Genomic DNA, 24,756 nt, shown 5'->3' on the forward strand with positions numbered 1-24,756 from the left:
CTTGTTCAGTTTTCAAGGTTCATTTCGTTGCCGTTTCTTCAACAGCAACTTTTATATAATATCATGTCGTAAACTCTATGTCAACAACTAATTTAGTTGTTTTTTAGTAGTTGTCTTAACGACTTGTATAATATTACACCCGTATTTTAAAAAGGTCAATACTATTTCTAAAAAAAATTATATTTTTTCACTTCATCGAGAAACTTCCTATATAACAATTAAGAAAACAGTTTAATATTAGACTTACAATCTGAAGTATATTTAATGTTTATTGTTATTTAACATATCATTTTTTCATACATTGCTATTAAAAAAAGCCTGGGATATAAAACAATGAATAAAAAAATGACTCCGCCAAGCATATCGAAGTCATCTAAATGCCGAATAGTATGGCACTCCCTTTTTTATTAAACTGTCTACTTTATTTAGCCCCGTTCATACTTAATAACTTTCGTATCTCAAATTAACATTGAATAAAGTACCCTATAATTGAGAAACCTTTTTAAGCTGTCTTATTAGATAGTTAATTAACAACATTATTTCTTTGTAAAATAAATTAAAGTGTAATTACCATCAGAACCACCTTTTATTGTCAAATCAGAATTTATTACATTCCCGTGTGATGGATATAAGTTAGACTTATCAACCGTATAACCAGTAACATCTTTTATTCAACTAACTACTAAATCAGCATTAACATTTTTAGAATAAGTAATATTGGTTTTATCGCTATTATTTACGAAAGTAACCATTAAATTATCTTTTGAGAATTTCAAACGTCCTTCCTTAGCTAATACTACTTCATAGCCTTCATTTTTTATCAAATTGATAGTTTTGTCTAGAAAATCTCGAAGCAATCTTATCCAACTCAACCATGTTAACATTCTTAGTAGCAGTATCACTTACAGGTAATTTAGAATTTTTTGCTGGAGGTTCTACATTACCACCGTAATTGTTATTTCCTCCACTAGTTACAGGAGTTTCACTTCCTTGCCTACCAAACCTTAATGAACTATCAAGTTTGGACATTCCCTTATTAGCAAGTCCTACTAAACTAAAGCCTTCATTATTTTTATGAACTACAAGAGCAATTCCTGTAGCTGCTTCTATGTCTCCATTGTGCATGCGGTATAAAAATGTCGCTACTTGACTACGTGTTAAAATACTGTGTGTTCCAAAATGTTTTAACAAATCTTTCCCCTCATATTGCGAGTTTTGACCTGTTGTAATTCCTTTCGCAAGCATAAAATTAATAGAGTCATAGAGTCACTTAAACTAATAGAATCACCTGTAAGATGCCCAATTGCACTCGCCACTACTCCTCTTTTTACAGGTTTGTTTCTTATATTATTATCAAAATAACCATTAAGCGGTGTACCGTATGCAGCTAATGCATCATAATACGTGTCATATTCCATCGCTTTCGGAGTGTACTTAATTAAATCACCTTTATCATCTTTTAGACCTAAAAAGGTAACTAACATTTTAGCGAATTGTGCTTCTGTGATTGGATTATTAGGTTTAAATATACCATCAGGATACCCTTGAATAATACCTTTACCTCTAGCCCAGTTTACCGCCTCATAGGAATTAACATTCAGGTCTTTAAACTGACTTCCTACTCGCTGTGCTACTTTTGTGTTTATATTGTTACCAGATGCATTAGCAACTAAATCACTAGACCCTAGAGTTCCATATACTAAACCACTCACTAATAATGCACTACACATACCTAATTTCATTTTGCTTCCCATCCTTCTTCCTCCTGAAAAACATTTTTGGGTAAAAGATAAGGATATCCCGCATCGATATAGCACCATAACCATGACTTAAATAAAAAAGTTATCCAAAAACTAGGTCTATTGAATTTTAGTCAAACCCTTCATACCATATCGCTTACGCTACAGGTCTGCTATATTTGATATCCGTTTTTACTTTTCATTTCCTACAATCACACACTGTATCGCATTTTACAAAAGGATGAAAATCAACTTTCGTTGTTTTTCTAACATAATTTTATAATAGTGAATTTGAAATTAATGAGTTTTTAAAATTCGGACTTGATTTGAATGATTTCCAACGAGCATTATTGAAAACTATTAGCACTATTGAATCTAATGAAATGTCATATCCTAGAGTAGAGTTAGATAGTGCCTCTTCTGTCTTACTTGCAACATCTTTAATAAGCAATAATCATCCCTCAAAATTACAAATCAACTTTCGTTCACTTTTGAACATAATTTGATAAATTTCTTTGGATCATTATGGATTTATTTTCAACTTTATCTTATGGGATTGAACCTTGTTTCCTTGGAACTTCCTTTGAAATAACGGAATTACACACCCGTTTATGTAGTTCGTCTCTCTATCCGAAAAGCTCCCGCTTCCTTATCTCTGGTGTTTGAGCTTCATTGCTGAACACAAAAAAGTGAGGAGCGATGCCTAAAGCACACTCCTCACTCTTCACTTATTGTTTTACAAAATAGTCTATTTGCTGAGCCTTCATAAAGCCTGCCTTCTCATAAACAGAAAGCGCCTTTCTATTGTCAATTTCTACATCCAGCATGACGAATTTCGCGCCAATTTTGCTCGCATAATCTTTTGAAAACGAAAGCATCGCAGTACCAATTCCCTGCCCCTCACAGTTTGGATGTACTGCCAACGCTGTAACCCATTGAATTTCATTTTCCTGGGCAGTCGTCACTGTACCAACAATTTTTCCATCTTTACGCGCTACCCATAGCTTTCTACCAGTTGTAGAAGTATTAAAAGTGATTAGCTCCTCAGACTCTTCAGGTAGGTCTCCAAACGCTGCACTATAAATAGCAATCAGCTCTACCTGTTCATCTGTATAAGGAATGATTTCGATATCATTCTTTATTTCTACTGACTCTGCTCTTGTTTCTAAAGTGGCTTCTGAAAAGCTATATGCAAAGCCCTTGTTTTCAATAAACGTGTGTCCAAAAGGTGATCCATCTATCACTACCGCCAATTGCCCTTCTGCTCCACGTTCTTCGAGGCCGGCCTGTAAAGTTTCTACTAAAGTTGTTCCAATTCCCTTTTGACGGTACGGAGGTGATACAACTAAAGTCCATTCATATGTATGCAGCCCCATTAGATCTATTGCACTAGCTGCACCAACTAATACATCTATATCATCCTCATAAGCAAGTACCATAAAGCCCTTCGATTCAAAGGAGCTCGCCATAGGCAAACCCATAACAGTTTCATATACACGATAATCGTGCGTGGTCGCTTCCTCACACAATAATTTTAATTCATTTAATGTTTCCCCATCTAACGGAAAAGACACTGTCATCACTGAAATATTCATCATTTACTCCGTTCTTGTATCTGACTATTGCCCTATTGTAGCAAGAAAGAAAATAAGCTGGCAACAAATTATACTAGACACTCCTAATTATTAACAATTTTACTCCAAATATAGTGAAATTAAAAGGTTATATATGATTGTTGACGGTTATAATGACTGAAAATTACTATAATTAATAGATAGAAATCAATCATTCTACACACTTATTAATCGGATCCCCCTCACCATAACTTTAGGATTTTTAAAGGTATTTGATGATACACAATGCTGCAAAAGATGTTAGACAATGGAGGGCATCAGCATTTCTCTCTTTGTGCCTTCGCTTATCGTCAAGTTCAATAGAAGCCTTATCTCTATTCCAATATGTCAATTGTCAATAACTCCCTTTGATTATTATCCATAATTATACTATTTTTATAGATGGATTACATTTAATTTAATTAAAATAATATATTCCAAACTAAAAAAAGAGCAATTTCAATTATTTCGAAATCGCTCTTTTTTTTTGAGGAATGTGATTTACATCTACATCGTTACTTCCATATTAGTCATCAAGATGATGGGATGAAGATTGTAACATCTGTGCATAGATGCCACCGGATTCCATTAATTTTTGTTGAGGGCCTGCTTCAACTAACTCACCTTTGTGCATAACAAGCACAATATCAGCATTATGCACTGTATTTAACCGGTGAGCAATAACAAAGCTTGTGCGTCCCTGCATTAGCATGTCAAGAGCCTCTTGTATCGCTAGCTCCGTAACAGTATCAATACTACTTGTCGCCTCATCTAACAACAAAATTTTCGGGTCGGCAATCAACGCCCGTGCAATTGACAATAACTGTTTTTGACCTTGCGATATTCCACTACCATCTGCAGCAAGTACTGTGTCATAGCCATCCTTTAGTGTCATGATAAATTCATGTGCATTTGCACGCTTCGCCGCTTCCTCTATCTCTTCATCGCTAGCATCCAATCGACCATAACGAATATTTTCACGTACAGATGCCTCAAACAAAAACGGATCCTGTAAGACAAAGGCCATTTGCGAGCGCAATGCTTGTCGTTCTATTTGCTGAATGTTTACACCATCAAATAAAACCTCACCCTTTGATACTTCATAAAATCTTGCAATAAGCTGCAAGATCGTTGTTTTTCCTGCTCCAGTTGCCCCAACAAGAGCTACCGTTTGTCCGGGCTCTACGTTAAAGTTAATGTCTTTCAAAGTGTAAGCTTCCTCTGCTTGTTCATATTTAAAGTACACATGCTGAAAGCTCACCTGTCCTAATAGTTTGTGTTTCTGCACTGAAACAACTTCCTCTTCAGGCTGTTCATCCAGTAACGCAAATACACGCTCAGCACCAGCAATCGCTGACAGCACGGTATTAAATTGATTGGCCAAATCATTTAACGGTCGTGTAAATTGTCTTGCGTATTCTGTAAAAATAACAATTACCCCGATTGACACATGCCCATAAAAAGCAAGCACACCGCCAATACCAGCCACAATTGTAAAGCTCATATTGTTTAAAAAGTTCATGACCTTTGGTATATAACCAGAGTATGTCTGTGCCCAAAAGCCGGTACTTTTTAATCGCAAACTTTTCTCACGAAACTCCTCTTTCATGCGTTCCTCTTGTGAGAAAGCTTTCACGATTCTCTGGCCCGAAATCGTTTCTTCAATCATGCCATTTAGAGCTCCTATAGCTGCTTGCTGTTCCTTAAATAACGGTGCGGTTCTTCGTGTAATCCAACGCATCGCCCAAAACATAATCGGTATAATCGTCATCGTTAATACCGTAAGTAAAGGGCTTAAACTTAACATGATGATCACTGTTCCCGTAAGTGTTAATACACTAGAAAAAACTTGGATAAAGGAGCTATTTAATGTTGAACTAACTGCTTCAATATCATTGGTCATCCTGCTCATTAATTCCCCATGTTGACGGCGATCGAAAAAGGCAATCGGCAGTCTTTGGAAATGAGCAAATACACTCGTTCGTAATCTATAAATGGTTTGTTGAGCAATACCAATCATCCAATAGTTTTGCAAAAATAATGATACTGCTAACAGAGCATAAATGCCGATTAACAGCATAATCCCCTTCTCTAGTCCTGCAAGCTCTCCATGCGTTACATACATGTCAATCATTTTACCGATTAAATACGGACCAAGGAGAGCCAAAACGGAACTCGCCAAGACAAGTAACAGCACAATAATTAATAGTACACGTTGTTCGTCAACTATTTTCCATAAACGTAGTAGTGTACTTTTCCAATCTGTCGCACGAGGTCCCTTCTTTTTCTTAACAGCCTGCTTCATATCATCTTTCGTCAAAATCGGCTCATAGCCAAAAGGTTTTTGGAAAAATCCCATTATTCCTCCACCTCCTGTTGGGAGATTGCTATTTTTTTATAAAGCGCTGAAGTTTGCAAAAGCTCTTCATGCGTCCCGTATGCGATCACTTTTCCTGCATCGATGAGTAAGATGCGATCTGCTCCTCTAGCTGTTCGAATCTTTTGAGTAACCACTAGCATCGTTGCTTGTTCTTCACTCAATGCCTCCCATAATGCCTGCTCCGTTTTAACATCAAGCGCACTTGTACTATCATCGAGCATTAATATATGCCCTTTTCTTAATAACGCTCTCGCAATCGATAATCTTTGTTTTTGACCACCCGAAAGATTAACACCCTTCTGGCCGACTCTTGTTTCATAACCATTCGGGAAATCCTCCACAGAAGCATGGATTTGCGCTTGCATTGTAGCTTGTAGCACAGCATCCATTTCAGCCTCTGTATCGCCCCAACGAACATTATCAGCAATGCTTCCTGTAAATAATAAAGATTGTTGTGGAACATAGCCGATGATTTCGCGCAGTTCTTGTAAATCCCATTGCTGTACATCTTTCCCCTCTACTACTATTGTGCCTTCTGTGACATCGTAGAAACGAGGAATAAGCTGTAGCAACGTAGATTTCCCTGCACCTGTTGCCCCCATAATGGCTAACTTTTCACCCGATTTCACGCGGAAGCTTACATTAGAGAGGACAGGCGAGTCTTCCCCAGGATAAGTAAAGCTCACATGATCAAAAGCTAATTCGCCAAAACTCATGCCATTAGATGTTTTCTCTGAAGATGATGGTAGCTCAATCTCATTTTCAGTTGAAAGGACTTCTGCCATACGCTCCGCCGAGGCTTTGGCACGCGCATAAAAAATAATAATAAAGGCAAACATCGAGAACGAGCCTGTCATGCGCATTGCATAATTGACAATGGCAACAACATCTCCAAGTGGTGTTGTACCTGTAGCTATTTGCTTCGTTCCAAACCACAGCACTGCAAGTAAACTCATATTCATGATGAATAACAGTACGGGCATAATATACTCCATTGTACGCAGAGCCTTTACAGTATCTATTTTTAAGCGTGAGGCAACTTCATCAAAGCGAGAGGCTTCATATGCACCGCGTAAATAAGCCTTCACTAATCGAATAGCCTGTAAATTTTCCTGTAGTACACGATTCAAACGATCAATTCTCTTTTGCACAAGTCCAAAATAGGACACGCCTTTTGCCACCATAAAAATAAGAAATAGTAAAATAATCGGTGCGCCAATTACTAAAAACAACGCTAGTTTAGCATTTACAATAAAAGCCATAACGATGCTACCAACAACGGCAAGTGGTGCACGAAGCATAATACGCAAACTCATAAACAGCACTGTCTGAACTTGCGTAACATCATTCGTTAACCTTGTAATAAGAGACGCCGTTGAGAATTTTTGATAAGTAGCTAAAGTAAAGGATTGTATTTTTTCAAACAATGCATTTCGTAAATCATAGGAAAAACTCTGTGCTGTATGCGATGAAAAATATGAATTAACAACACCGGCTATAAAGGCTACGAAGGATAGGCCAAGTAAAACAATTCCCCATTGCCAAATCATCCCTTGATTTTGAGCTCGAACTCCATCATCTATGATTTTAGCCATGATAAGTGGCTGAGCGAGTTCCACAAACAATTCCACCAACATTAAACAAAACGCAATTAATGCAGTCCATTTATAAGGCTTTACATAGGAAAAAATTTCTTTCACATTCTTCCCCCTTGTTCTCAATAGAAGTTCCATAAAATTCAAATATAGTGAAGAACTCCTATATAGATAGTATTTTTATGCTTTTCCTCCACCTACAGAAAGCCTCATTACACAAACAAACATAACGAATACACCAACTAATTGCCAAAACCTAACGATGTATCAAACATGATAACTGAAATAACCATCGCTGTTAACGGTTCATTAATAAGTAGTACCTTCCTTCTTTCATCAAACGTACAGGGTACAATGTGCAGAAGGCAAACGAAAGACCAACAGCTACTCCCCGTAATAAGGCTTTGCTACTAACTTGCAAAGCCTCAAATGAAGCGTTCATTAGTAGGAGAAAAAGATCTTTAAGTGTACCAATAATCCTTAACACTTGATATTTCGGTGGCCATTTCTTTAAACTAAGAGAGACATAAGCAACAACAAATAGCGTGCTAAAAACTGTAATAAGGTAGCCAATACAGCATTACTTTCATTGATTGACGCCATGAAAGTAAACTGTACCCCAACATTCCTGCTACCTCAAACACAAGAAATTGTCTACTCTATAGTTTTTATTTCCAAATGCCGAAAATATTTTTTCTAGTTAACAATCAATATGTAAGTAATATAATCCGATAAACAAATTGTTAACACAAAGGAAACTATCAATGGTGTATGGTTGAGTAACCACTTCATAAAAGCCCAGTTGCTCCTCGTAAAATCGCTCCGGAGAAGATAAATACTATTCCATTTAATTGTTTCATACAATTCCCATTCACTATATAAATACTAAATAATGTTATTTTCAGTCAATCCCTCCCTTATTTCTCACTAAAAAAGTCCCAAATTTTTTCATTATCAAATATTTACAATCATATTCATAATGACTAATTCCTGATAATTAACTATAATAATAGTATATATAGATTACTCAAGGAGATCGAATAATCATGAGTCATATGCATAAATCATTTACGATCGATGAACATTATTTAAATTCACTCCCTTTTCCAGCAATTGTCATGAATCAAGATGGACAAGCTATAAAATTGGGAAAGCTTGCTGAACAACTTTTTGGTTTTTCAGCTACTACTATTAAAGAACATATCGCTTCATTTATTCACGAAAATTTACTACGTCAGCTTTCTTTAGAAAAGTTTCAAACCCTTTTACAAAATGATGGCAGTACGTATATCAATCAAATTCAACTGAACACATATACAAATGAAGAAATTACAACAGCACTGCTAGCTAATCCATTTACTGAACAAGGAGAGCGTTTCATTCTTATGATGTTTATGCTACCGGAATTAATGATTAATTCTGTCTCAAATAGCAGCACTCTCTTAGACTTAAAACAGGGATTAGACTCGACATTTATGACAATAACACTTGATCATGATGGGTTCATTTTAGAATGTAATGCTGAATTTCTAAAAACGAGTCAATGGACACCAAAACGCGTTATTGGTAAAACGTTTTGGCAGCTGTTCCCTGATAATAAAGAAAGTGAAAAGATCACAAATACTATTTGGCGTAATTTAAACAATGGCTATACGTGGCAAGGTGAAGTCGAAAAAGTTACAAAAACAGGTCAGTCTTATTGGGTACTTCTAACTGCTATCCCAACGTTTGATATTGAAACAAATGAACAACAATTCTTTTTAATTGAAAAGGACATCACGAAGTCCAAGACAATACAACATCAGCTTGAAAAAATCGCTTATATCGATACAGAAACAGGCCTCATGAATGCACACCGACTCGAAAGAGTGATATCCAAAATGATTGAGGAAGAAAGAAACTTCTCTTTTGTCTATTTAAGTATAGATAAATTTTATACGTTAAAAGAGTTACATGATCAGCAAATCGATCAAAGTCTTATTGTAGAGTTTACCAATCGTATAAAAATGTACTTCCAAGATAGCACAATGGCACGTATTAATGAAAATGATTTTGTCGTGATTACACCATTAAGTGAATGGTTTATTCAAGGCTTCCTGTCTTACTTACAACAACATCCAATTTATAACAGTAATGTTGCGGTCCCTATTTCTATTAGTGGCGGAATTACACGTTATCCAGAGGATCAAACTACATTCTCCCAACTAATGAAGGCATCCATTGCTACTATTACAACTGTCCGTGAAGCAGGTGGCGATAAAGTCGTCTCACTATCAAAAGCAACACATAAGGCATTAAATCGTAAAGCTTTAATTGAAAAACGTTTACTTCAAGCTCTTGACCAAAAAAACTTAAAAGTCCTCTATCAGCCACAAATTGATGTTACTTCAGGTAAAATCACAGCTGTAGAAGCACTAGTTCGTTGGGAAGATGAAGTAATAGGCGTTGTTTCACCAGATGAGCTTATTCCAATTGCTGAGGAAACTGGCCTCATTAATAATATTGGTTCCTTTATGTTAGAAAAAGCTTGTGAACAAGCACTAATCTGGAAAAAAGCTGGTCTTGATTTAAAAGTATCCATTAACTCTTCTGTACGCGAATTCCGTGATAAAAATATGGCAAAGTCCATTCTTGAAACGTTAGCGAAAACTGGCTGCCCTGCAAGCCTTATTCAAATCGAAATTACAGAGAAATTTGCCCTAGAAGCAGAAGCTGCTACCTTTATCACACAGCAAATGCGTAAGCTTGAAAATGAAGGGATCGCCTTTATACTAGATGATTTCGGTACCGGGTATGGTTCATTTAGATATATGCAAATTCTACCGATAGATACATTAAAAATCGATAAAGCATTTACAAGTTCTTTATTAAAATCTGAAAAAACTCAAAAGCTAATGCATGGTATGGTACAGCTCGGAAAATCTATGGAACTTAAAGTTGTAGCAGAAGGTGTCGAAACTGCTGAACAAGCAGACCTTTTGATTTCTTATGGCTGTGATGCAATTCAAGGTTACTATATTAGTAAACCAGTTCATGCAGAGGAAATTGAAGTGCTACTAGTTAAATAGTTAATTTAAAAAGGAGGCTACGTTTAAGACGTAACCTCCTTCTTTATTACCTTATTTCTTGTAGACCTTTTTGATTGTCGCCTTACTGTTACGTATAGAACGGAAAATAAGCTGTATTAACACCTCAGCAAAAACAAGTCCTATAACGATGGCACCTGTAATTAAAAATGCCTTCAATCCATACTGTAACCCTTGTATATAATCATCCTCTACAACATTTCTCATTGCATTATAAGCCATGCCTCCCGGAACTAACGGGATAATACCACCAACAATAAAAATAATCATCGGCATTTTGAAGCGTCGAGCATACAAATGAGAAACGATAGCAATTATGAAAGCGCTAAAGAATGAAGCATATACTATATCCATGCCATGTTCTGTTAGGATGAAATAAATCATCCAGCCTACTACCCCAACAAAACCACAATAAACTAGGTTTCTTCTAGGTACATTAAAAATAATTGCGATCCCTGCAGTCGCAAAAAAACTAAGAATCAACTGTACGATATAGTCCATGTCGTCTGCCTCCTAAAACGATAGAGTGACGGCAATAGCTGCACCAATTGCAAAAGCTGTTAAAAAGGCCTCTACGCCCTTTGCCATCCCTGACATAAAATGACCTGCCATTAAATCCCGAACTGCATTCGTAATCAAAATACCTGGTACTAGTGGCATAACGGAGCTAATAACAATTTTATCTATTTCCGTACCATGGCCATATTTTACTGAAAAGACAGCAATAGACCCTACTACTAATGAAGCCGTAAATTCCGAGAAAAATTTTACTTTTGTTAAATCATTTATCAATAAAAGCACTAGGAAGCCTAACCCCCCTGCCAAACAGGCAAAAAGGAAATCAGACCATACCCCCTTAAACATTATAAGGAAACAACCACTCGCGAGAGCCGCTGATATGACTTGAATATATGTTGGTAAAAAATAATTTGTTTTTTGTATCGACTTTAGCTCGTCATAAGCTTCTTCTAATGTTATCATGTGAGATGTGAGTCTCCGAGATACTGAATTTACCAAGGCTATTTTTTGTAAATCTGTTACCCTGTTGGAAATCGATGTAATTCTCGTTGGCTGTGTCTTGCCTAACGAAAAAATGATTCCTGTAGGTGTGGCATAACATTGCGCGTTCAGCATATTTTGAGAATGTGCCATGCGTAGCATTGTATCCTCCACACGATATGTTTCTGCACCACTTTCAATCATAATTCGCCCTGCAAGTAATAAACAGTCAATCGTAAATTCATTATCCACTTCATGTAAAACCATTACAGTTATCTACCTCCCTCAATTATGCCTCGGCATAATTGCGTCTGGAATCGGCTTTGTGCTTGGGCCTGCATGACGCAGGTCAGTTAGCCGTTATCGCATGGATGCGATGATTTTAGGCTAACATCCCCTAAGAACTCCTTTCCGATCCCATGACATCCGCCGGAGGCTTTAACTTCTTTCAGCGGGTGTTTGGCACCCGCTGAAAGAAGTTAAGGTTCCTTGCCAATAGTATCGAACTGCAAATAAAAACTCAACAAAAAAATTTTTACTTTTAACAAAAGTACTTGGGCTTTCATAAGTTAGAAATGGTAAGCTAATGGGTATTTTATTTATGAAGAATGGTTTCCCATAAATTGATAGCAAAACTTCGTAGATTCGTATAACTTTTTCAATGACTAACACGTCTGATTGTATAGAAAAATAAATATGGAAAGGAGCGTATCCATCAAAATGCCGGAACGCAGAAAAAGACGCGGCCCAATGATTGATTTCCTATTAATTGGCCTCATCATTACATTAACGACTATTATTTTAGTTATTATCCTATCAAAGGATGACTTTAAGTTTCAAAAAATTAGTGCCTCAAAAGAGACAAATTCAGATTCAATAAAGAGTAATCTATCCACAGAAAGCTCTGCGTTTCCAGGTATACGTATTGTAACAGATGTTTCTAATGATAAGCGAACTCCTTTTGCTATTCACTACCCAGAAACAGATAATAAAGCTTTTAACGATGCTGTATTACAGTACATAACGGAGTCAAAAGAAAACTATCTGTCATCTATGAAAGAAATTAAAGATAAAGAGGTAATGGGTGAGCTTAATATTAGCTTTGAAACTTTCCCATATCAAAAACAATACTATTCTTTTGTACTAACAAAAATGCTGTATACAGGTGGAGCCAATCCCGAGGTTTCAACAAAAACATTCTTCATCAATCATGAAACTGGTAAACTAATTTCCATTAAAACATTGTTGAATAATGATGAAAACAACTTAACGGCATTAGCTACTCATGTACGTAATGACTTACAACAAAACCTCAAGTTAAAGGATGAGCTTTTCAAGGATGATTTAATAAAATCAACTGAACCAAAGTGGTCAAACTTCAATCGCTTTGCTATCGTTGATGATTCGTTACAATTCTATTTTGATGAGTATGAGATTGCTAGCGGAGCAGCTGGTTCACCAATTGTGAAGCTTCCCCTTTCACTTATCAATCCGTTGTTAGCCTCTAATTTCCAAATTGTTATGGAAAAGCCGACAAAGCCAATTAATACAGGTGACCCAAACAAAAAACGTATTGCCTTAACTTTTGATGACGGCCCACATCCAAAGGTCACAGAACAGATTTTAGATACGCTTGATAAATATCATGCAAAAGCTACCTTCTTTATGCTCGGTAGTCGTGTCCAATATTACCCTGATATCGCAAGAGACGTTCTTGCACGAGGACATGAAATAGGTAATCATTCATGGAACCATCCTGTATTAACAAAACTGCCACTAGATTCGGCAGTGAATCAATACACATCTACAGTTGCGGAGATAGAAAAGGCCATTAATCAAAAACCAACTGTATTTAGACCGCCATACGGCGCAACAAACGAAGCGATTAACGCCAAAATTCCAATTCCTGTTGTTTTATGGACGATCGATACGTTAGACTGGAAGTATCGCAATGCACAACAGTTACTACCTAATGTCAAAAATAATTTACACAATAACGCCATTGTCTTAATGCACGATATTCATCAATCGACTGCTGATGGTCTTGATTCCGTGCTTGCTTATTTACAAGGGCAAGGCTATGAATTCGTGACAGTATCGGAAATTCTTCCATATCGTCAAAAATAACTAGACAAAGAAAAAGTCCAATAAACCTTGAGTTTATTGGACTTTCTTGTGTTTACAAACAAAATAGTTAACTAAATCTTTGTGATTGTTGTGGCACTTTAAATGTGGGCGATTTCCGTTCCAAGTGGCTACTCGCTTCCGCACAGATAAAACCTTGCTGCTGTCGCTTCTTCGGCAAGTGGATGTCGATAAAAATTAAAAGTTGGGCGATAAAACGTGAAAGTTAGTCGATAAAATTCAAAAGTTGGGCGATAAAACGTAAAAGTGTTTCGATAAAAATCAAAAGTTGGATGACAAACGTATGTCATCCAACATGAAAAGTCCAATAAACTCCACTTTGAGTTTATTGGACTTTTTGTTTATTTAATAGTTAATGTATCAAGTGGTGTGAAGTCTTTTAACTGATAGCTCTTTACTTCATTGTTAGCTACTGTGAAGAGAGCGTCATCTATATAAACTACTCGCTGTACACGATGCTCCCAATTTTCATACTCATCGCCTTCGCTTTTTTGAACGATATTTCCTTTTAGGACGATTCCTTTTTCCGCAGTAATTTCATAGATTTGTGCGCCTTGCCCTTTGTAGACAATTTCATCACCCTTCCCTGCATCATAAAGGACAACTGGGAAACCAAAGTAATTGTATTCCTTATTGCGGAATAACGCTTTAGGATTGTATTGAACATCGGAATAAGAGCCTTTTCCACCGATTTTCACATGTGATTGTTCCTTTGGATGTTTGAAATCTGAAACATCAAACAAAGACATTTTCATATTAGTTGTCACCGTAAAATTACGCTTCGAATATGCATCATAACGTTCTTCGGTATCATAGCCAATGCCGATTAAATGTGTGTCGTCTAATGGATGCAAATAGTTACTAAAGCCTGGAATCTTTAGCTCACCTAGCACAGTTGGCTTTTTCGGATTTGCCACATCAATAACAAACAATGGGTCCACTTGCTTAAATGTTACCACATATGCTTTTTCACCCATAAAGCGTGCAGAATACACTTTTTCACCAGGAGCTAAATCTTTTACTGCACCGAGCTCTTGTAAATTTTTATCTAAAATAAATAGGTGGTTTCGTGATGTTTTTTGATCATCCCACGCATTTCCTTCAGTTGTAACGATGCGGAAATTACCTTTATATTCATCCATTGAATACTGATTTAACACTGATCCTTTTACTTCCGTAGTACCTACAAAATTCATAGCAGTTCCATCAACATCCCATTTAAAAACTTGTGTATCAGTAACTCTTGGCATCCAGATCATATCCATAATACGACCAGCAGCAGGCACTGGATTTCTATCATAAATTGGTGTTGTTAAATAAAGTGCATTCTCCGACATATACATTCCATTACTACCACCTAAGTACCCCTTAGTATTCGCAGCTGTCTTTGCACCATTTTTTAAATTTACTGCCGTAATTAAACTATATGTTCCATCCATTGTATTTGGTAAAATAGAAATTTTCTTTAGAGGTAAACTTTTGTACTCATTTCCTTCAACACTATCATATGTTTTCGGTTTTAAATCCGGCGCTTTTTGTTCTCTAAGCATCCAATAATTCGGATACATATTACCGACTAAGTATAATGTGTCATTTGTAATTCGAATATCTTGTAAATATCCCTCTTGCCCCACTTCACGTATGAGCTTCGGATTTTTTGGATTTGCAATATTATACAAAGTAGCTGTCGACATGCTTGTGCCTACTTTTTCTAAATATTTATCCCCAATCACTATTAATAAATTATCATATATTGCAAGCTTCGAAATATATTGCGACTCCTTCGACTTGATTGTAGTCACTAGCTTTAAATTTTTCGGATCTTTAGCATCTACTACAGTAATACCATGATCTTCTACAGCATAAATAAAGCCATCTTTAACAACGACTATATCCCCTTCCTCCACTCCTTCGACTTGATTATTCGTTGTAGAGGAGCTGTCAGCACTCGCTTTGTCTTCGCTCTTTGCAATTTCTGCGGTTGCTTCATAGTTCAGTTCTTTTGGTGAGTTAGCTAAAAGTGTTTCGAAATATTGTTGTAACTCTTTTTCTGATTTTACAGGTTCAAGTTTTTCAATGATGGTAAACGCTATTACTTGCGATGTTGTGTTAGATCCACCTAGTACAAACGCTTCTTTCTTCACATGTAATTTATAAATTCCAGGTGCTAAATCGCTCACGATCATTGTCTTATTATCTTCTCCCAATGTTACTGTTGCTGTTACCTTTTGACCTTTGCTATTTGTTACGTAAACATTGTCTTCCGTTATTTTGCTTTCATTTAGTGTCTGAGTAAAGGATACTTGCCAGCTATGAGTTGTTATACTCGCACTTGTAGTCTGTGCCTCTACTTTTGGGACCGACATCAACATAAAAATTCCTGGCAAAATTGCTAGTACGGTAATGATCAAAATTGCTATCCACTTGTTCTTCATCATTTTTCCTCGCTTTCATATATTTGTTTATTAATTAGACTTTCAAAAAGCCAAAAAGTTACATTATTCAAAATTTTTTCTCAGTAAAAAACGAGAGGAACTGAATCCCTCTCGTTTTTTACTGCTCTTTTTTATGTTATTGTACTTTTACTGTATATGTCCCGTTTTTATTATCAAATTTATAAACATATAAATAATACTTTCCTGGTTCTGCATTGAATTTGCCTTTTATACTATTTCCATCTTCCTGTCCATACGCTACGTAATTTCGCATATCAGACTCATGACAAAGCACCCATGTCATGCCAATTTGATTTTCATTCAGGACAGAAATATCGATTTCTTTTGGAGATGAAACATCGAATGTGTATACATCCGTATGATCATCATCCATCAAGCTACCTTTTAGTGCCTTATTAAACGGAATTATGTTCGCTTCTTCTGGAAGATTATTTGGTTCTAGCTCTGTTTGTGCTCCATTTTGTACATTTACTGTATATGTCCCGTTTTCATTATCAAATTTATAAATATATAGATGATACTTTCCTGGTTCTGCATGAAGTTTACCTTTTATACTATTTCCATCTTCCTGTCCATATGCTACATAATTTTTCTTATCAGACTCATGATAAAGCACCCATGTCATGCCAATTTGATTTTCATTTAAGACAGAAATATCGATTTCTTCTGGAGACGTTACATCGAATGTGTATACATCCGTATCATCATCCCCAATCAAATCACCTTTTAGAGGCGTATTAAATGGAATGTTCTTCGCTTCTTCTGGATGAGGTTTCTCTGTTTGTTCATCCTTCCTTACAGAAACAATTGTACGATCTTTACTTTCTATTCCCTTATCATTTTTCACTGTTAATGTCACATTATATGTGCCTTCTTTTTCGTATACATGAGTAGGGTTTGCCTCGTCACTTGTTTTGCCATCACCAAAATTCCAAAGGTAAGAAACGATTTTTCCATCATTATCTTTTGAACCATCGCTCTTGAACTGAATTTCCTCATTTTCGATTCCAGTATATGGACCATTGATATTTACAATAGGTGCTTGATGATCTCCTTCATCCGTCGCAACGCCGTGGAAAACAATATCATATTCAAACCGGTTTGCTGCATTCACACGGTAGTTGACAAAATACGCTGTCACTGTTTTATAGCCGCTCCACTCTTTTTGTGACAGTTGCTCCAGTACTTCGTTCACTTGCTTACTCATCGTTTTCCAATCTTGAGATTCACCTTGTGTTTCACTACCTACATACGTACCTTCGAGTGTAAATGTATTAAAGAATTGAGACTTATGTTTTGTCATTTTCACATCTTTTACGTTAGCAACATCGACAATTTCTTGCTCCACTTCGTTTAACGCTTTTGGTGCATGTTGCACTAAATAATCTTCTGCTACTTGTGGCACCTCGTATTTTTCTTGATTATCAATCAATTGCTGCATATACGCTTGGTAGTCCGCATTCAGTTGTGGATCATTACTTAAAGAGTCACGATACGCATCATAATTTTTCACATCGTTCGCACGAATTAAATCTTGAATTTTATCAAATGTATCAAATTGATGAGTATACATATAAGACTGTAGTGCAAATGAATAGTTATAAAAATCCCATGATCCATATTTAGCAAACAATGTCTGTTTAGCTGTAAAGCGTTGTGATGGGTCATCTGATAATCCACTAATAATACTCTTACGTGGAACAACATCATTTGTTCGCGTTGATCCTGCAAAGAATTCTGCATTTCCTTCCTGGAACCATGTTAGTCGCTCATTTTGGTACATATCTCCTCTTCCAAATAAACCAGGAACCTCGAATCTTGCCTGTAAATAATGAGTAAATTCATGGCGGAACAACTCTTCTAAACTATAAATACTTTGCTCTGGCGTACGTTCATATGTAAAGAATGTTCCAGTCTCTTCAATATAAATACCACCATTATTTGTTTCATACCCGTACAATTGACGGTTTAATGAATATTGATCTGGAGAGTTATAAATGACAACTGTTAATACATCGTCAGGATTGCCTGGTTCTAATGCCTTATCATTTCCAATTACACGGTGATATTGTGCTTTCACTTCTTTTGCAGCCCAGTATAATCTTTGAATTTTATCTTCTGTTACTTGATCACCCGTCTTAAATACAATTGATCCATCATCAAATGTATATGTTTTTGGTAAATACTCCTTCTTCCCTTCTTCACGTACCTTTTGTAAATCTACTGTATTTCCATTATTGTCTTTTCCACCATAATTTGTAGCAATTTGTTCTACTGCCACAAAATAAGCATCACTTAAATATGGATACATATGCATCGCTTGTGTAACAACTTCTAAACCTTTATTCGGATTGCTATGGAATTTTCCTAAACGCCCTGCATAATAAATACCATTATTGATTAACCAACCATTGTCATCTGTCACATTATGTAAAAGTGCAATTTTATTCACTTCATTTATGAAACTATCAATCTTTCCATACCATATCGACGTATTAGCTTCTTTACGTTCATCATGCAAATACGACTGCAAGTCAAAATCTATCCCATGCATTAAATCATAGATAGCTTGTCCTTTTGAATACTTGCTTTCATATGTAGAAAGATTTTCATTATACTGTTTTAAAATCTTCGTAGCATTTTGAACTGTTTCCGCATCACTAGAAGCATTACCTATTAATTTACCATAGGCGGATACTACCTTATCTTGCTCATCTGTACCAAGTTTAAAGTTCGGATTATTAGCTATTTCTTTTAATGCTGGTAAACACTTATCATGGAAACTTCTCTCGTTTAAATACGATAGTTCGTTATTATAAAATCCTACATAAAATGCAGAACGCAATAGCTCAACAAAAGTGTCAATACCCTTTGAATCATCTTTCGTAAATGAACTTCCTCTTTTCCCTAATTCATCGATAATCACTTGCATACGTTCTTTATTTTGATAAAAAGCTTTTGAGTCCTCATTGAATTGGAATAAGTCTGTAATTTGATCCCAGCGAATATTTCCTAGTGTATTAATTAACTCACTATCGTTCATTCTATTAAGCTCCGCCATCGAGTACTGTTGCTGCAATTGCTTCGTTTCAGCAAGTTTAATAGTTGGAGCTGGGTGTTCCGAAAAATCTCCCATTTCCAAGCGTTTTTCAAATGATAATGTTTCATCAACCTTTGTAGAATGTGTAACTTCATCATTCGATTTCACTATGCCAACAGGCTTCATTTGTAATACATTATAAGGTGTTTTTTCTGCTGTTGATGCCTCTGCTTGTAATGCTCCAAAAGAAAGTGCCATTGTACTTACTCCAATTAACACTTGATTGAGTTTTAACTTTTTCTTCATAACAAGTCCTCCTATTGTACTATATATATAACTTGATAATATGTTGATTATTTAGAACTATATTACCTTTTTAAAAATACCATATTATGAGAGTAAAGCAATATAAAATGTTATTTTATAACAATATTTTCTTGTATAATTTGAACGTTAGGACACAATTGGAGCGTAAAAAACGGTTTAATTGTAACAAAATGAATTTTTTGCTGAAACATAAAAAAAGAACCCGGAATTCGGATTCTTTTTTATGTTTAATTTTGGATAAAATGCTTATTCTTCAAACGGCCATTTGGGTAACATTTTTGCCAATGACTTATCTTGACGTTTTCCTAATACATAGTCAGCCTGCATAATTGTATGAATCTCCCGCGTGCCTTCGTAGATAACCGGTGCTTTCGAGTTACGTAAATATCTAGCGACTGGATATTCATCCGAATAACCATATGCTCCATGAATTTGGACCGCATCATCCGCGGCTTTATTGGCAAAATCACAAGCCTGCCACTTTGCTAATGATGTCTCGCGCGTATTGCGTATACCTTTGTTTTTTAACTCTCCAACACGATATACAAGTAGGCGACTCATTTGATAGCCCGCTTCCATTTTGGCAATCATTTGCCCAACTAGCTGGTGCTCACCAATAGGTTTACCAAATGTTTCGCGTTCATGGCAGTATTTCACACTCGCCTCGAGGCACGCTTGAATAAGACCAACCGCGCCTGCAGCTACTGTAAAACGGCCATTATCTAACGCAGACATCGCAATTTTAAAGCCTTCCCCCTCTTCTCCAAGGCGATTTTTTACAGGTATACGTAGATTTTCAAAGAAGAGCTCACCCGTATTACCAGCACGAATACCGTATTTCCCTTTAATGGCCTTCGATGTAAAGCCCGCCATGGAACGCTCTACGATAAATGCACTAATGCCATGATGCTTCTTCGATTTATCAGTGTAGGCAAAAATGATAAAATGGTCAGCTATATCACATAAGGAAATCCATGTTTTCTGTCCATTTAACACGTAAAAGTCTCCATCCCTTACAGCGGTTGTAGACATTGCGGCTACATCTGACCCTGCCCCTGGCTCTGTTAAACCAAATGCCCCAATCCGAACTCCTTTTGCCTGTGGAACAAGATACTGCTGTTTTTGAGCTTCTGTTCCCCATTGCATTAAGGTCATGCTATTCAAGCCTGTATGAACGGAAACAGCTGTACGAAACGCTGTATCTCCACGTTCCAGTTCTTCACAAACGATGGCAAGTGCATTGTAATCCATCCCAATGCCACCGTATTGCTCTGGTACACAAACACCCATTAAGCCTAGCTCAGCAAGTCTTGACCAAATCTTCGGATCGAAGCCACCCTCAGCATCCCACTTCGCGATATGTGGAATAATCTCGGCATCCACAAACTGCCTGACTGTTTTACGTAACATTTTTTGCTCAGTGGTAAATTCGAAATTCATGACCAAGCACCTACCATTTCACAATCATTGCAGATATATGAGACGTCTCCTTAATGACAACACCACGTTTTGCCATCTCTTGAATATAAATATCGCCCGGTACAATTGATTCAGGTGCAAATACACCGCGCTCTGTAATTTTATTTTCCCCAATCATTTGAGCAACGACAGAAATTGTATTAGCTGTTGCACGAGCCATAGCCGTTTCATTAATTGTCATATCTTTACGCACAACCATTTCGAACTCATAAGTCACTTGTTGTTGCGCTTTTTCACCCGCTACAATTACGCGCAGTAGCACTGCATCTGGTTTTGTACCGAGCTCAAGTTTCTTTTTAAGTGCCTCACGAACAACTGGACGCACAGAAACTTCTTGATCTTCTACCTCTACCTTATTACTAGCATCAAGGAATCCTAAATCTGCTAATAGCTTAAATTTCTCTGCATGTCCTTTATAACGAATTGTTTTATATTCTAGTGTTTGGACATTTGGGAATGTCTTATCCAACGTCGATATACCGCCAGATGTATAAAATGCCTCAAGCACACCAAAATCTTTGAAATAAATAGGTTCAACGCCTGATAACGACGGAACTTCTTGAAGTTTACCTTTTAGAATCACTTTTGATGGCTCTGTGTAATGATCAAAGACACCATCTAGAGAAAATACGCGTGTGTAGTGAAGAGGTGGTTTCGGCTCTGTAGGAATACCACCTACAAATAGTTTAATAGATTCTACCTCATCTAATTTCGAAGCGCCGTAACCCGCTAAAATGTTGACCATACCTGGGGCAACACCCAAGTCCGGAATAATGGTTACACCTTTTGCCTTTGCCTCTTCGTCAAGATCTAATATTTTTTCAGTTACACCGCCAATATGACCACCTAAATCCACAGAATGAACACCAGCTGCGATTGCCGCTCTTGCTACACGCTCATTAAAGGAATAGAATAATGCATTAACGACTACATTGCCTTTTGAGATAACTTCCATTAACGAGTCGTCGCGCTCAGCATGAAGCTCTACAACCTCAATCTTATCTGTATTTAACGAGTCCACAAAGTTCTGCGCTATATTCACGTCTATATCCCCTAAAAATACACGCTCCACTTTGCTATTTTTTATTAAATCACGAGCTACCTCTTTCCCCATTAAACCTGCACCTAATACAACAACTTTCATCAAGAACATCCCCTTTCATTGATCTGTTATTCTGTATCGATTTGTGCTCTTTGTAATTTACCGCTATAGTCTACATAAATACTTTTCCATTCTGTATAAACATCTAAGGCAGCTACACCCGAGTCACGATGACCGTTCCCCGTACCTTTTGTGCCACCAAATGGCAAATGGATTTCAGCACCTGTTGTGCCAGCATTCACATAAACAATACCTGTATCTAAATCTCGTTGTGCGCGGAAAATCGTATTCACATCTTGTGAGAAAATTGAACTGGATAAGCCAAATTTTACGCCATTGTTTACTTCGATTGCTTCATCCAAACTTGCTACTTCAATGAGAGAAACGACCGGACCGAAGATTTCTTCCTGTGCAATAATCATGTCAGGCTTCACATTGGTAAATAGTGTAGGCTCATAATAAAACCCTTTGTCATAAGGTGGTTCAGACAATATTCTACCTCCAGCTAACAACGTCGCCCCTTCTTGTTTGCCGATTTGCACATAGTGATTAATCTTTTCCAATGCAGCTTTATTAATCACAGGTCCGATTTTTACGCTTTCATCGAGGCCGTCCCCAATTGTTAGCTTTTGCATTTCGTCTAATAGACGTTTTTCTAGTTCCTCTCTTACATCTTTATGCACGATCACGCGACTACATGCTGTACATCTTTGACCAGCAGTCCCAAATGCACTCCATAAGATGCCTTCAGTAGCTAGTTGTAAATCGGCATCATCCATAACTATAACTGCATTTTTACCACCCATCTCTAAGGAAATCTTCTTTAGGTGTTTACCACCTAGCTCCGCTACCTTACTTCCTGTTGTTGTAGAGCCAGTAAATGAAATGACCTTAACGTCTGGATGTTCAATCAATGCTGTTCCAACTGTTGGCCCTGTACCAAAGACGATATTTGCTACTCCGCTCGGTAAGCCAACCTCTTCAAAAATTTTACCCATTTCGTACGCCATCATTGGTGTCTCATTAGAAGGCTTCCAAATGAATGTATTGCCAGCAACAATTGCAGGGAATGACTTCCAAGTAGCAATAGCTACAGGGAAATTCCACGGAGTTATTAATCCTACAACGCCAATAGGTGCCCGTACACTCATGGCAAATTTATTAGCTAGCTCAGACGGCGTTGTCTCCCCAAATAACCGTCGCCCTTCACCAGCCATATAATAGGCCATGTCTATCCCTTCCTGTACCTCGCCTCTTGCTTCTTCAATAACCTTTCCCATCTCTTTTGTTAAAACGGTCGCTAAATGTTCCTTTTTCTCTTTCATTTTTTGACCGATGGCATATAAATAGTCTGCACGTTTAGGCGCGGGTACTAATGCCCAATTTTTTTGTGCCTGTTTCGCAACCGCTACCGCTTCATCTACCTCACCTGCAGTAGAACGCGGTATTGTAGCTAGCTGCTCCCCATTAGCAGGGTTGGTCACTACTATACTTTGTAAATGTGAACGTGTTACCCATTCACCGCCGATATAATTTTTTATTTCCACTACAAACACCCCCTGAACTATCTATTGTGCCTCTGCCTCATTGTTACTAATCGCATTGCTTTAGACAGATATCATCTATTACTCTATATTATATAAAATTAAATATGTCAAAATTCCGAATTTTTAATATATAGAGGTCCGATAATATAAGTACCAATCGTCAGAGGCTTTATTTTCTTTTAGCTGAACTTGATGTCAGTTATGCATGAAAGTCTTTGTGAGCATTGAAAAACAATCACAAATTCCCAGCTAAACGAAAATAAAAATACTCATTCTAGTGTTTTATATTCGACATTTACTAGTTTATTCCCTTTTTTTCTAAAATATTTAATTATGCAATGAAACTAATGCAACTTATAATCGTATATAATAACAAAATTATTTTTTGGAGGAATCCTTTATGAATAATCACGAAATTGACTACAAATTATATGGCGATGATATGCAATACGTGCAAGTGGAGCTTGACCCTCAAGAAACAGTAGTAGCTGAAGCTGGAGCTTTAATGATGATGGATGATTCTATCCATATGGAAACTATCTTTGGCGATGGTTCAAGAGGAAGCCTAGATAGTGGTCTTATGGGTAAATTATTGGGAGCTGGAAAACGTCTAATTACAGGTGAAAGTTTATTCATGACGACATTTACGAACGTTGGTTCAGGTAAACGCCATGTGTATTTTGCTTCTCCATACCCTGGTAAGATTATTCCAATGGATTTAAGCCAATTGAATGGAAAGATTATTTGTCAAAAAGATGCATTTTTAGCTGCTGCTAAAGGCGTTTCAATCGGTATTGAATTCCAGAAAAAAATCGGTGTTGGCTTCTTTGGTGGTGAAGGCTTCATTATGCAAAAGCTTGAAGGAGACGGCATGGCTTTTGTACATGCAGGTGGAACTATTCACGAAAAGACTCTAGCACCCGGTGAAGTATTACGTGTTGATACAGGCTGTTTAGTTGCTATGACATCTGATGTAGATTACGATATCGAGATGGTCAAAGGTGTAAAAACTGCATTATTTGGCGGTGAAGGTATCTTCTTCACTACTTTAAAAGGTCCGGGTAAAGTATGGATTCAATCCTTACCATTTAGCCGATTAGCAAGCCGCGTCTTTGCTGCAGCACCCATTTCTCAAGGCGGAGGCGGTCAATCTAAAGGTGAAGGTGGCATTGGCGGTTTATTTGATATGTTTAATAAATAATGGACGCTATTTATTTAAGGAGCACATCTTAATACGATGTGCTCTCT

General features: G+C 36.9%; 15 protein-coding genes. 3 read left to right on the plus strand and 12 right to left on the minus strand.

All coding sequences use genetic code 11. The features are described 5' to 3' along the window. Positions 1–810: 810 nt before the first annotated feature. The 5 genes from ACFVT8_RS24025 to ACFVT8_RS24045 form a co-directional block, all read right to left on the minus strand. Positions 811–1,191 (minus strand): hypothetical protein, encoded by a 381-nt coding sequence (locus ACFVT8_RS24025; protein WP_387086232.1) that lies wholly within the window; start codon positions 1,189–1,191, stop codon positions 811–813. Next, entirely contained in the window at positions 1,185–1,754 is a 570-nt protein-coding gene (locus tag ACFVT8_RS24030) for an S-layer homology domain-containing protein (protein WP_387086235.1), read from the minus strand. Before ACFVT8_RS24030 ends, ACFVT8_RS24025 begins: the two co-directional genes overlap by 7 nt. Before the next feature lie 713 nt (positions 1,755–2,467). Further along, positions 2,468–3,334 (minus strand): GNAT family N-acetyltransferase, encoded by an 867-nt coding sequence (locus ACFVT8_RS24035; RefSeq protein ID WP_387224333.1) that lies wholly within the window; start codon positions 3,332–3,334, stop codon positions 2,468–2,470. Between the two features lie 544 nt (positions 3,335–3,878). Further along, positions 3,879–5,711: an ABC transporter ATP-binding protein gene (locus ACFVT8_RS24040; protein WP_387086241.1), complete on the minus strand. Its 1,833-nt coding sequence runs from the start codon at positions 5,709–5,711 to the stop codon at positions 3,879–3,881. Then, positions 5,711–7,432 carry an ABC transporter ATP-binding protein gene (locus ACFVT8_RS24045; protein ID WP_387086244.1) on the minus strand — a complete coding sequence of 574 codons (1,722 nt, stop codon included), beginning with the start codon at positions 7,430–7,432 and terminating at the stop codon, positions 5,711–5,713. The genes ACFVT8_RS24040 and ACFVT8_RS24045 overlap by 1 nt, the downstream gene beginning before the upstream one ends. 941 nt (positions 7,433–8,373) lie before the next feature. Here ACFVT8_RS24045 and ACFVT8_RS24050 point away from each other — a divergent pair. Further along, the gene (locus tag ACFVT8_RS24050; protein WP_387086247.1) at positions 8,374–10,395 is read left to right on the plus strand and encodes an EAL domain-containing protein; all 2,022 of its coding nucleotides are present in this window, start codon (positions 8,374–8,376) and stop codon (positions 10,393–10,395) included. A gap of 51 nt (positions 10,396–10,446) precedes the next feature. Here the strand turns inward: ACFVT8_RS24050 and ACFVT8_RS24055 are convergent, their stop codons facing one another. Both ACFVT8_RS24055 and ACFVT8_RS24060 read right to left on the minus strand, forming a co-directional pair. After that, positions 10,447–10,914, minus strand: coding sequence for a threonine/serine exporter family protein (locus ACFVT8_RS24055; RefSeq protein WP_387086250.1), 468 nt, complete (start codon positions 10,912–10,914; stop codon positions 10,447–10,449). Between the two features lie 12 nt (positions 10,915–10,926). Continuing rightward, a complete protein-coding gene (locus ACFVT8_RS24060; protein ID WP_387086253.1) occupies positions 10,927–11,679 on the minus strand; it encodes a threonine/serine exporter family protein in 753 nt (250 codons plus the stop codon). Positions 11,680–12,132: 453 nt separating this feature from the next. Between ACFVT8_RS24060 and ACFVT8_RS24065 the strand changes: the two genes are divergently transcribed. Further along, a complete protein-coding gene (locus ACFVT8_RS24065; protein ID WP_387086256.1) occupies positions 12,133–13,539 on the plus strand; it encodes a polysaccharide deacetylase family protein in 1,407 nt (468 codons plus the stop codon). 359 nt (positions 13,540–13,898) lie between these two features. On the opposite strand, the gene ACFVT8_RS24070 is transcribed toward ACFVT8_RS24065, so the two are convergent. From ACFVT8_RS24070 to ACFVT8_RS24090, 5 genes are all read right to left on the minus strand, one after another. Further along, positions 13,899–15,992 carry a beta-propeller domain-containing protein gene (locus ACFVT8_RS24070; protein WP_387086259.1) on the minus strand — a complete coding sequence of 698 codons (2,094 nt, stop codon included), beginning with the start codon at positions 15,990–15,992 and terminating at the stop codon, positions 13,899–13,901. A gap of 136 nt (positions 15,993–16,128) precedes the next feature. Beyond that, on the minus strand, positions 16,129–19,359 hold the full coding sequence (locus ACFVT8_RS24075; protein ID WP_387086262.1) for a collagenase: 3,231 nt from the start codon (positions 19,357–19,359) through the stop codon (positions 16,129–16,131). 267 nt (positions 19,360–19,626) lie between these two features. Then, a complete protein-coding gene (locus tag ACFVT8_RS24080) occupies positions 19,627–20,820 on the minus strand; it encodes an acyl-CoA dehydrogenase family protein (RefSeq protein ID WP_387086265.1) in 1,194 nt (397 codons plus the stop codon). Between the two features lie 10 nt (positions 20,821–20,830). Then, positions 20,831–22,003, minus strand: coding sequence for a saccharopine dehydrogenase family protein (locus tag ACFVT8_RS24085; RefSeq protein WP_387086268.1), 1,173 nt, complete (start codon positions 22,001–22,003; stop codon positions 20,831–20,833). A gap of 26 nt (positions 22,004–22,029) precedes the next feature. Further along, positions 22,030–23,508, minus strand: coding sequence for an aldehyde dehydrogenase family protein (locus ACFVT8_RS24090; RefSeq protein WP_387086271.1), 1,479 nt, complete (start codon positions 23,506–23,508; stop codon positions 22,030–22,032). A 400-nt stretch (positions 23,509–23,908) separates the two neighbouring features. On the opposite strand from ACFVT8_RS24090, the gene ACFVT8_RS24095 reads away from it, so the two are divergent. Next, positions 23,909–24,709, plus strand: a complete 801-nt coding sequence (locus tag ACFVT8_RS24095) for a TIGR00266 family protein (protein WP_387086274.1) — start codon at positions 23,909–23,911, stop codon at positions 24,707–24,709. Positions 24,710–24,756 lie beyond the last annotated feature (47 nt).

This window comes from Lysinibacillus sp. NPDC058147, assembly GCF_042884205.1.
Lineage (GTDB): Bacteria > Bacillota > Bacilli > Bacillales_A > Planococcaceae > Lysinibacillus.